This is a genomic window from Candidatus Nitrospira salsa, assembly GCF_965152625.1.
In genome coordinates this window covers 1-13,696 of the sequence record NZ_CBCUCO010000005.1, presented here as the reverse complement: position 1 = coordinate 13,696, position 13,696 = coordinate 1, and the positions used below count along the sequence as shown (strand labels likewise).

The following is a 13,696-nucleotide window of genomic DNA, read 5'->3' as shown; positions in this document are numbered from 1 at the left end:
GGGGTAATCCGTCATGTATCAGGTGAGCCATAGAACCACATTTACCTACACGCAACCTGTGGCCATTTCTCATCACATTCTGCGCTTACTTCCGCGTATCCACCCACGGCAGCATACGGTTCGTTCTACGATTCTTGTCGAGCCTGCACCGTCAGGTCGTTCTGACGGTTTTGATTTTTTTGGCAACCCCATGATGTATCTGACGATTCAAGAACCTCACGCGAAGCTCGTCGTGTCTGCCAGTTCACAGATTAATGTTCTTTCGGGAGAATCGATACTCTTAGATAGCAGTCGGCCGTGGGATCAGGTAGTGAGCGATCTTCAGCTACTGCAAGATCCGGCGGTACAGGAAGCTCAACAATTTGTCTATAACTCTCCTTACGTGGTGAGTAATGATGCGACGTATGATTATGTGCTCGAGTGTTTTCCGCCTGGGAGACCGTTGCTCGCAGCCGTGATGGAGTTAACGAGTCGAATTTTTCAAGAGTTTCGGTATGAAGGCGGTGTGACCGATGTTTCAACCCCCGTTGATGAAGTTCTCGAAAAGAAGCAGGGCGTCTGTCAAGACTTCGCACATTTAGAAATTGCCTTGCTCCGGAGCCTTGGCTTGCCGGCACGGTACATTAGTGGCTACCTGTTAACCCATCCCCCTGAAGGGAAAGAGAAATTAGCGGGAGCTGATGCTTCGCATGCCTGGATTTCAGCTTGGTGTCCAGATTTTGGATGGATTGATTTTGACCCAACGAACAATATGATTCCGGGTAATGAACACATTACCCTTGCATGGGGACGCGACTATGGAGATGTCAGCCCTATTAATGGCTTCATGGTTGGTGGGGGAGAGCATACAGTGTCCGTCGCGGTTGATGTCAGTCCCGTCGAGTAGGTATGTACGTTCTTCACGCCTCTTGTCTCTCCCACTGTGCTCACGCTCAGCGGTGAATGTCAAAGATGGCCGCGGGTTCTTTGTTGGGATCCAAGCGAATGATATATTCGCTGCCCACCACTTCATGTCGATAGTCCTGAATCAGTTCGTGCATGGTATATGTCTCGTGTTCACCAATGCCCATATCTTCGAGAGGAATCGTCAGTTTGGCTTCCTGAACCGTATACGGATCCATATTCACCGCAATCAGGAGCATGTCTGATTTATCGTCAGTCATTTTTCCAAAAAACAGAATGTACTCGTTGTCTGCGAGGTAGAATTGTATGTTTCTGAAGAGCTGTAACGCCGGATGTTCTTGTCTGATGCGATTGATTCGGGTAATATAGTTTCGAATATTGCCCGGACGGTCCCAATCCCAGTGCCGAATTTCATATTTTTCAGAATCCTGATATTCCTCGGTTCCTGGAATCGCTCGATTTTCACATAGCTCGTACCCATTATAGATGCCATACGTTGGTGAAAGGGTGGCTGCAAGCACGAAACGAAATTTAAATGCTGGCTGTCCTGCTTGTTGTAAAATTTCCGGAAGAATGTCTGGCGTATTGGCAAAAAAGTTTGGACGAAAATACTCAATCATCGAAGTTTGCGTTAACTCCGTGACATATTCAGTCATTTCTTGTTTGGTATTACGCCATGTGAAATACGTATACGATTGCGTATAGCCAGCCTTGGCGAGGACGCGCATCATTTTGGGTCGCGTGAAGGCCTCCGCCAAGAATATCACATCAGGATGTGGTAACTGAATTTCTCGAATGAGCCATTCCCAAAAGATGACCGGTTTGGTGTGAGGATTGTCGACGCGAAAAATCTTGACTCCATGGTTAATCCAAAAGAGCAGGACGCGTTTCATTTCCTGCCATATTTTCTGCCACGCGTCAGAGTAAAAATCCAGCGCATAAATGTCTTCATATTTTTTGGGTGGATTTTCTGCGTATTTGATTGAACCGTCCGGCCGTTGTTTGAACCATTCGGGATGTTCTGCGACATACGGATGATCCGGCGTGGCGTTAATCGCAAAGTCTAACGCAATTTCCATGTCGTGTTTATGCACCGCTGTTTGAAAGCGCACGAAATCTTCTATGGTTCCTAATGCAGGTTCCACGGCATCATGTCCGCCATGGACGCTCCCGATAGCCCAAGGGCTTCCAGGGTCGTTGGGTTCGGCTTTCAGACTATTATTACGGCCTTTTCGATTCGTATCGCCAATTGGATGAATCGGCGTGAGGTACAGCACATCAAATCCCATTTCGCGAATAAGCGGAAGCCGCCTTTCACAGTCGAGAAAGGTTCCGCCTTTTCCTTCTTCCGTGCCTTCAGATCTGGGGAAAATCTCATACCACGCTCCAACGCTCGCACGTCGTCGGTCTACCACCACTTCTAAATTTCGTGCGTAGGTGGTCCAAGCAAAACGAACTTCATGTTCCGCAACCAGAGTCGCTAACTCTGAATCCAACGCGATCGTAATTTGACTTTCTTGATCGGAGGCGGAGGAGAATTGTTGGAGCCAAAGTTTGAGCTTGGCTTTCCCCTCGCCTTTTGCGCGGGTCATCGTATGGGTGATCTGATCTTTTCCTTCCAAGAGTTCACTTGAAAGATCCGAGATCGCTCCATGTTTTTTCCGGAGTTCACGTCGCCATGATTCAAAACTTTGCACATAGGCGCCAACAGTGTACAGATAACGAGTGTTTTCAGAAAGGATAAATGAACCAGCCCATCGATCATTATCGACATGTTGCATGGGTGTTTCCTGCCACTCTTTTTGTCCAATAACTTTGTAGCGGAGGATCGCGCCTAGCGTGTCATGCCCTTCTTTGAAAATATCGGCCGTGACCTCAAGGGTGTCTCCAACGATGCGCTTGACCGGATAGCGCCCTCCATCAAGTTCAGGCTCGACGTATTCAATGATGAGAGGTTGTAGCGATTTAGGGAGCTTGTTCATAATGCACTCCTTCAGGAAACGATAAAGATTTTCCAATGTGGATGATCTGCACGATGCCAACCACTGATTCTTTTTGTGAGATTTACGTGAGAGTAGGCATGAAATCCTGCTCAGTCGACCTCAAGTATTTGTTGTATGCCGTCTAATGGGATTCCCACCCAATCAGGACGATTATTCAATTCATACCCCAATTCATAGATCGCTTTTTGAATAATATAGGCATCCAATAAGACAAACAGGTCATCGGTATTTTGGGGAAGAAAATGCGCGTCCTTGGTCACAGAGAGGTAGGCGTTTAAGAATGTGGCGCTGACCCAGCATTGCCAGTATCTTGCCCAAGGTTCTAAGGCGGCAAAGTCTTCGGGTCGGACGCCCGCGACTTGGCCGACCAGACTGGAATAGGCCGCATAGTGAAACGAGCGCAACATGCCGGCCACATCCCGAAGTGGTGACTCCTTGAGTCGTCGCACGCTCAAGGCGCGAGCGGGTTCGCCTTCAAAGTCAATAATGATAAAGTCTTTCCCGGTATAGAGGACTTGCCCGAGATGGTAATCTCCATGACAACGAATGCGCATGGCTTTGATTTTTCGGTCACGAATTGGCTGAAAACGTTTTCGTAAAGTCGTTTCCATACTCAGGAATTTTTTGGCGGACGCCTGGAGAGGTTCTGGTAGAGTTTTGAGTCGCTGACGTAAGAGTGGCAGGTTTTGATTCGCCAATCCCACCATGCTTTGATACAAACTTCGTCGATAGAAATCAGTGAACGGTTCCGGCGTAAAATTTTGATCATCCGCTTCAGCACCTAAGGCCAGGTGCAGTTCTCCAGTACGAATCCCTAACAGTCTGACTTCTTCGAGGTAGGGACCGATGAATTCTTTGGCCAACTGCGGGACAGGTTCATGCAGTAAGGCTGAAAGATGAACTTGCGGGATCATCGAAGATGTCATCTCTGTGGGGTGAGTCGACGCGGTTTCATAGTATCGACTCAACTCATCCAGGGTGTATCGCCATGCATCGCCTTCGTTCATCATATATTGTTGAAGAATACCAATCGTCAGGGTCTCACCATTATCTCGTTGGTATTCCAACTGACCGGCAACCGGTGCGATATGGGGAAAGCCTTTTACTGATAAATATCGCCCGATTTCCCAGTCCGGGTTGACTCCGACGTCAAGACGTCGGAATAATTTCAAGATAAATTCACTCCCGTAGGCGATTGAACTATTACTCTGTTCTCCCCGGAGCAGTGAGGGAATCAGGTGTGGCCGTTGTGCTGTGAGTTGGCGTCGAAATGTTCGAACCGATCCCGCTATGAAATCTCCCAATGGTCCATTATACCGTCGCCCACGCGTCATACTGTCAAGCAAGTGTGACAAAAACGCTGAGGTATAGATGGCATCGCATAACATGCCGTGCCGTTCTTCTTGCCCTTTCTGTCTGATGGTAAGGTCAGCCAGGAGAGCCGGAGTATCCGTCAGATGTTTGGCTTCTTCGTGGGTAATGAATCGAAGCGGGAAGCAATAGGTTTCTGATTCACCTTCTGTATATTCCACTCGAATCAAACAGAGAATCACCAGTGGATCTTCATTGGGAATGGAGACCGTTTCAAGAATATTGACTCCTTGAATGATTCGCGCTTTTCCTCCAAACCAACGGCATCGTCGCAAATACTCTGGAAGAATGGCTTCCAGGCGAATCTTGTCTCGACTCGTGGGCAAATGATCCCAATCACGTGTGGTGGTCAGTTCCGGGATTTCTCTGGACTCATCAGGGAGATTTCGCGTTGCGTCAGATCCCAACATTTGGAGTTGAAACCAATAAAAGGTGTGGCCACTTAATGTCAGGAAATACGGTAAATCCCCAATTGGAGGGAATTGTGTCTGTCCAAATATCGAAGTTGGGACCATCCCTTTGTATTTTGAAAGGTCAAGTTCGACGCACTGGGCATAGCGGGAAAGATTTGCCGCGATTAAGACACGTTCCTCACCAAATTGCCGGAGGTAGACTAAGACTTTTCGATTGGCCGGATGAAAGAATTGAATATCTCCTCGTCCGAAGACTTTGAACTGCTTGCGAATAGACAGCATTCGTTTCATCCACCACAAGAGGGATTGGGCATTATTTTGTTGTAACTCGACGTTGATCGCCTCATAGTGGTATTCCGGATCAATGATGATGGGAAGATAGAGCTTTTGTGGATTGGCTCTCGAAAATCCGGCATTGCGATCAGCATTCCATTGCATTGGCGTTCGAACGCCATTCCGATCTCCGAGGTAATAGTTATCGCCCATCCCGATTTCTTCGCCGTAATAAATGACTGGTGTCCCTGGCATGGAAAATAGAAGGCTGTACATGAGTTCGATTTTTTTTCGATCATTACCGAGGAGGGGAGACAATCGACGGCGAATGCCGAGGTTGATGCGAGCTTTGTTGTCGTGGGCAAACATTCGATACATGTAGTCCCGTTCTTCATCCGTCACCATTTCTAATGTCAATTCATCATGATTGCGGAGAAATAGTGCCCATTGACAATTTTCAGGAATGTCTGGCGTTTGTTCCAGAATATCAATGATAGGAAATCGATCCTCCATCTGCATCGCCATAAAGAGCCGAGGCATGAGCGGGAAATGGAAATTCATGTGACATTCGTCACCCTCACCAAAATAGGCTGCGGCATCTTCCGGCCATTGGTTGGCTTCAGCCAGTAGCATACGGTCGTCAAATTTTTTTTCAACATGCTTACGAAGTTGTTTGAGATAGACATGGGTCTCAGGAAGGTTTTCGCAATTTGTTCCTTCACGCTCGTAAAGGTATGGCACCGCATCCAGCCTAAGTCCGTCAACGCCCATGTCAAGCCAGAAATCCAGGACTTCGGAGATTGCGCGTTGAACATCAGGACTGTCATAGTTGAGGTCTGGCTGGTGAGAGAAAAACCGATGCCAGTAGTACGCATTGGTAACGGGATCCCATGTCCAGTTGGAATATTCGGTATCTTTAAAAATGATACGAGTGTCTTTGTATTCTTCCCCTGTCTCGCTCCAGACATAAAAGTTCCGCCATTTGCTGCCTGGTGCTGATCGACGCGCGCGTTGAAACCATGGGTGCTGATCTGACGTGTGATTGACGACCAGTTCTGTAATGACTCGAAGTCCTCGACGATGAGCCTCACGCACGAACGCACGAAAGTCCCGTCGAGTTCCGTAGGAGGGGTGGATGTTCGTAAAGTCCGCAATGTCGTATCCGTCATCGCGTAATGGGGATGGACAAAACGGCAAGAGCCAAATGGTGGTGACGCCCAAATCTTGCAAGTAGTCTAACTTCTCTGTCAATCCACGGAAATCTCCTACACCGTCGGTGTTACTATCATGAAATGCACGAACGTGTAATTCATAGATAATGGCATCCTTATACCAAAGAGGATCGTGTTCTAATGTTTCGACGTTCTTACGCTTGTCAGCCATCGTACCTCCCAGAAATGTCAAATTGAGAACATGTATTCTCGGCTTGCATGATTATCATGTGTTCATTCGTTCCATTATATCCACATGGTTGGGACGCCAGCTTCAGAACGCGAACAGGGTTACTCCTATTGTGCCAATATAATTGGACTAGCACAAATATACCATTTATGTTGGGTCTTTGGCTGGAAAAGACAACGGAAATGTCCTGAGGTGAAGGTCACGCTGTGGAAATGGAATTTCAACACTCCGGTCCCGAAACTTTTCGACAATCGCACCATTGACATCTGAAATGACTTGCATACGGTTTTTGGGCGAATTCAGCCACACGAGCAACCTCATATTCCAAGAACTATCTCCAAAACTCATGAGCCAGGTTTTTGGTTTCGGATCTGGTAAGACTTCCGGATGTTCGGACCCTGCTTCCAAGAGGGCTTGGATAACCGTTTGTAAGTCTGACTGATAGGAAACCCCAACATCGATTTCGACCCGCGTTCGTGGATCACTATGAGACCAATTGGTGACAGTCCCGGAGATGAACTCGGCATTGGGAACAATAATCGACATGTTGTTCAATGAGCGAATCGTGGTTGATCTGATGTTAATTCCCAGGACATCGCCTTCAATACCGCCGACCGTAACGCGGTCGCCAACAATAATGGGTCGTTCAAATAACAGCATCAGTCCCGCAATAAAGTTTGACGTGAGATTTTGAAGTCCAAAACCAATCCCGACGGATAAAAACCCAAAAATCACGGCAATACTACTGAGATCAATGCCAATAAATTGAAAGGCAATCAAGCCTCCCACAAGCCAGAGAAGGTATTGAACCATTCGAATGAGGGTATAATGAGTGCCGGCACTCAGCTGAAGGCGAGACAAGACTCGTCGTTCAAGAAAGATTCGCGCCATTTTGCTTGCGATGATCGCAAGGCTAAGCGTTGCACAAAAAATGAGAAGAGATGACACGGTGATGGGGGTTTGATTCACGGTAATTATTGAATAGTTCATGAACGCAAGAACAGTGGTCCATGTGGCAACTGACATACCGTACTCCTTTCATCATGAAGAATCCGTCACATTTCAATTGTTTTGAGATCATACAATGGGGAGCCGTTCCAACAAAGCACGTCAGGTGTCTTTTCCGCTGGGCACTTCTCTGGTATTGGTTTACAATGGGAGCAACTATACTGTCTTGGATTATTTGAGGAACAAGGGGAGCCTTATGACAACGGAACAAGGACTTGTATTTGCTTGCCGGTTGACCGGAGACGGAGGCGCTCAGTCGTTGACGTGGAATGAAATCAAAACGTGGACTTCCGCACAGGGCGCACTGTGGGTTCATCTTGATCGGACGGGAGCAGATAGTCGACATTGGCTTCAGCAAGAGAGTGGGCTGAGTCCTCTCATTGCTGAAGCGCTTCTTGAAGAAGAGACACGACCTCGAAGTATGGTCTTTGATGACAGTTTATTCATTACGCTTCGAGGGGTGAATTTGAATCCTGGAGCAGACCCGGAAGATATGATTTCGATTCGTCTCTATATTCAACCTGATCGTGTCATCACCGTTCGACACCGTCCGTTAATGACGATTCAAGATATTCAAGCAAGCCTCGCGGCGCAGAAGGGGCCAAAGACGCCGGGTGATTTGCTAACCGTTTTATCGGATCGATTAATGGAGCGCATGGCGCCTGTGGTGAGCCAGTTGGACGAAGAAATTGATGATCTGGAAGAACAGATCATTGGGCAAGCGAGCTACCAGCTTCGCAGCCGGCTTGGCGCTCTCCGACGGCAGATCATTTCACTTCGCCGGTATATTTCCCCCCAGCGGGAAGTCGTGGCACATCTTCATCTTGCTCAACTTTCATGGTTGACCTCTACCCATCGTGCGAGAATCCGAGAAGTGGCTGATCACCTCATTCGCTACGTCGAAGATCTCGATGCCGCTCGCGACCGTATGGGCGTCATGCAAGAAGAGTTGACAGGTAAATTGTCTGAACAAATGAATAAAACGATGTATATCCTCACCGTATTAGCGGGAATTTTTCTTCCCATTACGTTTGTGACTGGATTATTGGGAATCAATGTTGGCGGTATCCCCGGATCTGAAAATCCCGGAGCATTTGTTTTTGTCTGTGTGTCCTTAACCTTTTCGGGTTTGCTTCTCGTCGGTGTCTTTCGTTGGTTGAAATGGTTATGATGCCGGTTTGTATTCATACCACAAGACCTTTCTAAGCCATCGAAGGACTTAGAAAGGTCTTGTGCCTATCGCGATTGATCTTATTTTTTCGGATACTTCGTCGGTCTTTGTTTCTGGCCAAATTTCGTGCTAACGAATTTGTTTCAGTAACGATACATGCCCATGAGAAGCCTGGAAAAATGGTGCGTTATACGAGTCGGTGAAAGGTAGGAGGCAGAGTCGCGATAGGAGCTCTAAAGAGTTCTTATCATGTGCGACCTGCCTCCTCTTAGATGGCTGTGGACTCTTTTAGTAACTGGTCAGCCCTTCAAGGGCGCAGCTTAAATGGAGGCTCAAGAACTTCTCTATCAATTTCAAATTGCACCCTATAGGATTTCGGTTCTATGCTTTGCACATGAATAGAACTCCCAACGCCGATCCCTCCCTCGTTCCGTGGTTCGCCACCGAGTGACCCAATCTCAGACGAATACGAATACACGGCTTCGACAACCAGATCATCAACAGGTCGGGTGATGTACAGAAATCCTTCGATCACTTCTTTGTCTGCAACTTGCGGAAGCGGGCCATTGAGCGCCTGTGCAATATCCTCACAATCTATTTTCACTGAACTGAATCCTGAGAGTTGTCTTGATTCCACATTGATGCCTCGTAATGGACGGTTTGCTGATGTCTCTGGCGCAGAGGCTAAGACTGTCACCGTGGTGTTTCCTGGGGACATGACATTCAGAGCAGTGGCATAGCTTCCAGGTTCAAAGTCGCGATAGTCATAGACGGCGGGTCCTAAAAGCACTCTTGACTGAGGTGGGGTGAACCCGGGTTTAAATCCACACACAAATTTTGCTGCATAGACGACTCGATTGAGTGGGATTTGAGGCTGTGGAGAAATGGTCTGAGCCTGGGCAATAGGTGTGAGGATATTGACGCCTCCTAGGGTCATCATCAGCATGGCCATGGTGATGATTGATCCTGTCCAGGTGTGTTGACGGCGGCATACGAATCGGTTCTGTTTCATGATGGATCCTCCTTGAATGTTGAAGTGAATGAAAATCGTAAGTGCTGAATGAAAATTTTTTGAGATGCCGGAACGATAGTCGTTTCCTTTCTATTTGATGAATTTGAAATTGTTTTCTGCATTCTTCATGTCTGCAAAGGAAGATGATGGTCTGTTGCTTATGAATACGAGATGAGTTGGCGATTGGATTTATGAGGCAAAGTTTTTAACGATGAAAAATAGTGAAGGGTGGAAAAATGAAGAAGTGCTTGCTCGACATTGCTGTCATGAATAGTTGGATGTGTGCGGGGAAAGAGCTAGGAATGGGAGGCGTTCTGTAATGGTGAGGAGAACAGAGGACGGGAGGTAAGTCTTGAAGGTGGATGATGTGTGGGGATAAAACGCGGCATCAGTGTGACATATGTTCACTAAGCATCGTCTGGTGAAGAGATCGATGGGTTTTCATGTTCGCGTATGCAACGGTTACCGTCCGTACGAGTTTCATCGTTGAAAAGGGCTTGGTGAGCGTGGCGATGGCTCCGGCTTCTCGGGCTCGTTGTTGAACGGCTTGGGTTAATTCTCCTGTTATGAGAATGAAGGGGAAGGTCTCTGTTGAGTCATGTCTTTTTAGTAGAGTTTCAATGAGTTGAAGCCCATCCATACCCGGCATGTTCAGATCTGTGATGATGAGATCAATGGGATATTGTTCCATTTCTTTTAATGCTTGAAAACTATTTTCAGCCTGTAGGCAAGAATAGCCTGCACTCTCTAGCGCATCGCTGAGGATCAGTCTGATATCAGCATCATCATCTACGATGAGGATATGTTTTATGTGTAACGGTTCCACTGGTTTTCTATATTCTGTCTCTTGAAGTTATTTTGTTCAGTGCTATCAAACGGAGCATAGAATGTGCCAGGTAATCACACGTGTTCGGGAGGTGAATCTTTCCTGAAATTTCTCCGTATGGACCTATCCTGGGTTCCAGGGTGAAAGAGCTTATGACGCGAATTGAGCGAAAATTCACAGGCTATAGTGTGTGAGAGTGCACATCTTCTGGAAGTGACATCCCTCTCAGGATGAACTTCATGGGTATCTGAATATGGAAGATAAAGGAATTGTTACTTAATGAGTGAGGCAATTGTTCTCTATCAGATAAGGAGAAAATAAAGTTTGGCCCTCATTTGAGTCATAGTATTGAATTCCAATAAAGGCTAGCCGTGAAAATTCATCGTTGTCTCCTGTACTGTTTTTTGCTGGAGAGGCAAGAGGGAATAATGGCAAGGATCTAGAAAAGTGGTCAAAAAATAAGAAAAAAGATTATTAAATCGTTAAAAACGAGAGCGTTTAAATAATTAAGCTAATGTAGGCATTGATTTTTTCGTATAATTCATGGATGTGCCGTGAAATTTGAATGGCAGGGAATGTGATGGATTTATTGTAAAGTTCTCCAGTTCATGAGTGTGATTCATTGCAATGAACTTAAAATGTATGAATAATCAATGATTTAGGAGTTCTATATTTACTTGATCATGTTAGGAATTCATTATTGTACAAAAACAGTGAAATAATATTATAATTTTTCAAGGGTTGGCCTCGGTATTGCTATTAAAATTAGGTTATCTTGTTCGTGACTGATTCTCGTGAAGGTCACTTGATTTTTTATATGTATTGCTTGATCAATTAAAGCCTAATTTTCATTCCTCTTCTTCATTTCTCACCTGAGTGATGTTGAAACAGCTATAGCGCAAGCCTTGCTTCAAACAAGAAGTGAGCATTAGTCATCATCTTTTACCATTTGATTTAGGCGGGACATATGCCAATGAACAACCACATGTCTGAAATGCACGATCCGGACGTATCTTCGATCCGCATTGATCAGAGTTTTTACCGAAAGTTACTCGTCGTCTCAAATATTCTTAATTCACAGCGGGATACCGAAAGTTTTTGGCGAGCCATTACGACCAATATCAAAGATATTATCGCGTGGGAGCGAGCGGGGATTACCTTATATGATGCTGAGCTCGATTCGTTTCGATTTTATGCTGTGGAAACGAGTATGCCAATTGTCAAATTGAAGTGCGACACAATTATTCCTAGAAAGGGCAGCGCGATTGGCTGGGTCTATGAACATCGAACTATTCATGTCCGGCCTCACTTACAGTCCGAACGAGTTTTTTTAGAAGACGACTTGTATTTTCAAGAAGGTCTGGGGCGGATGATCAATATACCATTGCTTGTCCGTGATCAGTGTTTAGGGTCATTGAATATTGGGAGCGTGCAGTCTGGAGATCCGGATGCTGAGACTGTGGAGTTTCTTACGCAGGTGGCTACGCAAATTGCATTTTCCATTGATCATGTCAAGTCATATGAAGAAATCAGTCAACTCCGTGAGCAGCTAGCGAGAGAAAATGCTTATTTGCTTGAAGAGATTAAGGGCCGACATGACCTCGGCTCCATGATTGGAAAGAGCGAGAAATTCAAAAAGACGCTAGAGCTTGCCCGGGCTGTCGCACCAACTGCAACCAGTGTCTTGATTATGGGAGAGACAGGGACAGGCAAAGAGATGCTGGCCCGATACGTACACGAACATAGTCCACGTCGAGAGAAGCCGTTTGTCCGTGTCAATTGTGCGTCCATCCCATCTGGTCTCGTAGAAAGCGAATTATTTGGTCATGAGAGAGGAGCATTCACGGGAGCGGAACAGTCTCGTCAAGGGAAGTTTGAATTAGCTCATGGTGGTACCTTATTTTTGGATGAGATTGGGGAAATGCCCATTGAAGCGCAAGCGAAATTGTTGCTGGTCTTGCAGGATGGCATGGTGGATCGAGTGGGAAGTGCCAAGCCTCTTGCGGTGGATGTGCGAATGATTGCCGCCACGAACAATGACTTAACGCAAGCCATTGCCGATGGCCGATTTCGATCAGATCTCTATTACCGTCTGCATGTGTTCCCCATCACAACCCCCCCGCTCCGTGAACGTCCCCAAGATATTCCCGTGTTAGCTGAATACTTTATGAATCAGTATTGTCAGCAATTTAAGCGTAAATGTCAGAGTATTGAAGCCGATACCCTGGAACGATTAATTCAGTACACATGGCCGGGAAATATTCGAGAGCTGAAGAACGTGCTTGAACGCGCGATGATTCTTTCGAATTCATCCGAATTAATCATAGATGACACATTAGTAAATGCCCCTCGACCTGAATCTGGAGAGCCATTGCCGAGAAACCTCAAAGATCTGGAGCGGGTGAGAATTCTTGAGGCCTTGGAACGAAGCGAGTGGCGCATTGAAGGTCCGTTAGGAGCGGCGAAGCAATTAGGGTTGAATCCAGGCACGCTCCGAAGCCGCCTTAAGAAGCTTGGTATACACCGTCCACGATATTCATCTGCATAGTGATTTGCATGTGCTGGCAGTGGAGGATTGAAGATTGTGGTCCGTCTTAAGCGATAAGATCCTGTGTCAGTCCCCTGTTCTGGTTAAGTGTTCACCATCATGCTCACCTTTTTCCCTCCTTCTTATTGTCGTATCTTCATCTCTTGATTAGCTGATTCTTTCTCTCTGTCAAAATATTCTCAGTGCAATTGTGAGGTCGGAGTCTTACGATTCTCCTCTGAAGATTTCACACGATTCTCATTCTCTGAAGTTTTTGATTCCGCCGAAACCTTAAGTTTTTTTAGGGGTAATTTCCCTCGCATTTCGCACCCCGTAATCCATAGATCGTTCCATGAATATTCTCGGCCTTGATTTGTCTTGTGCTGAATTTTCAAGGTTAAGAACTCCACGGATTACCATTCAATCTTTACAAATATGTGAAAAGACACTGTATTTCAATGGCTTTGGATTTTTTGTCTTGATGATATGTATCAGGCACATAGGTTGCTATTTATGAATATGGATTGGTTGCAATTGAGGAATACATATGGCCATCGATCGCGTTATTTATAAATTTTTTTTTGTCTGATTGTTCTGCCTAAAAAAGAAAGGAGGGCGTGTAGCCTGCATTGTATCCAACACATTTTATTCTCACTTAATCATGGTATTCGTGAAAGGAGAATCGCATGAAATTTTTGTCTCGGCGGCAATTTTTGAAAGTGTCCGCTGGAACCGTGGCGGCTGTAGCGTTGGCGGATAAGGCGCTGGCGTTGACAGCTTTGCAACCA

General features: G+C 46.2%; 9 protein-coding genes. 4 read left to right on the top strand and 5 right to left on the bottom strand.

Going from position 1 to position 13,696, the window contains the following annotated elements; translation table 11 throughout:
• The first annotated feature begins 13 nt into the window (after positions 1–13).
• On the top strand, positions 14–886 hold the full coding sequence (locus ACWQXP_RS20590) for a transglutaminase family protein (RefSeq protein ID WP_454064760.1): 873 nt from the start codon (positions 14–16) through the stop codon (positions 884–886).
• 46 nt (positions 887–932) lie between these two features.
• Here ACWQXP_RS20590 and ACWQXP_RS20585 read toward each other — a convergent pair whose 3' ends face one another.
• The 3 genes from ACWQXP_RS20585 to ACWQXP_RS20575 all read right to left on the bottom strand — a co-directional run bounded on the left by ACWQXP_RS20585 (position 933) and on the right by ACWQXP_RS20575 (position 7,390).
• Complete coding sequence (locus ACWQXP_RS20585; protein ID WP_454064759.1) at positions 933–2,885, bottom strand: alpha-1,4-glucan--maltose-1-phosphate maltosyltransferase; 1,953 nt, start codon at positions 2,883–2,885, stop codon at positions 933–935.
• Positions 2,886–2,995: 110 nt separating this feature from the next.
• Positions 2,996–6,346, bottom strand: a complete 3,351-nt coding sequence (gene treS / locus ACWQXP_RS20580; protein ID WP_454064758.1) for a maltose alpha-D-glucosyltransferase — start codon at positions 6,344–6,346, stop codon at positions 2,996–2,998.
• Between the two features lie 165 nt (positions 6,347–6,511).
• Positions 6,512–7,390, bottom strand: coding sequence for a mechanosensitive ion channel family protein (locus tag ACWQXP_RS20575; RefSeq protein ID WP_454064757.1), 879 nt, complete (start codon positions 7,388–7,390; stop codon positions 6,512–6,514).
• Positions 7,391–7,568: 178 nt separating this feature from the next.
• Here ACWQXP_RS20575 and ACWQXP_RS20570 point away from each other — a divergent pair, with 178 nt between their 5' ends.
• Complete coding sequence (locus ACWQXP_RS20570; protein WP_454064756.1) at positions 7,569–8,543, top strand: zinc transporter ZntB; 975 nt, start codon at positions 7,569–7,571, stop codon at positions 8,541–8,543.
• Positions 8,544–8,850: 307 nt separating this feature from the next.
• On the opposite strand, the gene ACWQXP_RS20565 is transcribed toward ACWQXP_RS20570, so the two are convergent.
• The gene (locus ACWQXP_RS20565) at positions 8,851–9,555 is read right to left on the bottom strand and encodes a hypothetical protein (RefSeq protein ID WP_454064755.1); all 705 of its coding nucleotides are present in this window, start codon (positions 9,553–9,555) and stop codon (positions 8,851–8,853) included.
• A gap of 388 nt (positions 9,556–9,943) precedes the next feature.
• The gene (locus tag ACWQXP_RS20560; RefSeq protein WP_454064754.1) at positions 9,944–10,381 is read right to left on the bottom strand and encodes a response regulator; all 438 of its coding nucleotides are present in this window, start codon (positions 10,379–10,381) and stop codon (positions 9,944–9,946) included.
• 985 nt (positions 10,382–11,366) lie between these two features.
• Between ACWQXP_RS20560 and ACWQXP_RS20555 the strand changes: the two genes are divergently transcribed.
• Entirely contained in the window at positions 11,367–12,929 is a 1,563-nt protein-coding gene (locus ACWQXP_RS20555; protein ID WP_454064753.1) for a sigma 54-interacting transcriptional regulator, read from the top strand.
• 665 nt (positions 12,930–13,594) lie between these two features.
• Positions 13,595–13,696: twin-arginine translocation signal domain-containing protein (locus tag ACWQXP_RS20550; RefSeq protein ID WP_454065160.1), on the top strand; the 102-nt coding region annotated here is incomplete at its 3' end.

What these genes read in the sequence shown, in the direction of transcription:
- ACWQXP_RS20590 (WP_454064760.1), top strand. Translation starts at nt 14, where the DNA reads ATGTATCAGGTGAGCCATAGAACCACATTTACCTACACGCAACCTGTG.
- ACWQXP_RS20585 (WP_454064759.1), bottom strand. Translation starts at nt 2,885, where the DNA reads ATGAACAAGCTCCCTAAATCGCTACAACCTCTCATCATTGAATACGTC.
- ACWQXP_RS20575 (WP_454064757.1), bottom strand. Translation starts at nt 7,390, where the DNA reads ATGTCAGTTGCCACATGGACCACTGTTCTTGCGTTCATGAACTATTCA.
- ACWQXP_RS20565 (WP_454064755.1), bottom strand. Translation starts at nt 9,555, where the DNA reads ATGAAACAGAACCGATTCGTATGCCGCCGTCAACACACCTGGACAGGA.
- treS (WP_454064758.1), bottom strand. Translation starts at nt 6,346, where the DNA reads ATGGCTGACAAGCGTAAGAACGTCGAAACATTAGAACACGATCCTCTT.
- ACWQXP_RS20555 (WP_454064753.1), top strand. Translation starts at nt 11,367, where the DNA reads ATGTCTGAAATGCACGATCCGGACGTATCTTCGATCCGCATTGATCAG.
- ACWQXP_RS20570 (WP_454064756.1), top strand. Translation starts at nt 7,569, where the DNA reads ATGACAACGGAACAAGGACTTGTATTTGCTTGCCGGTTGACCGGAGAC.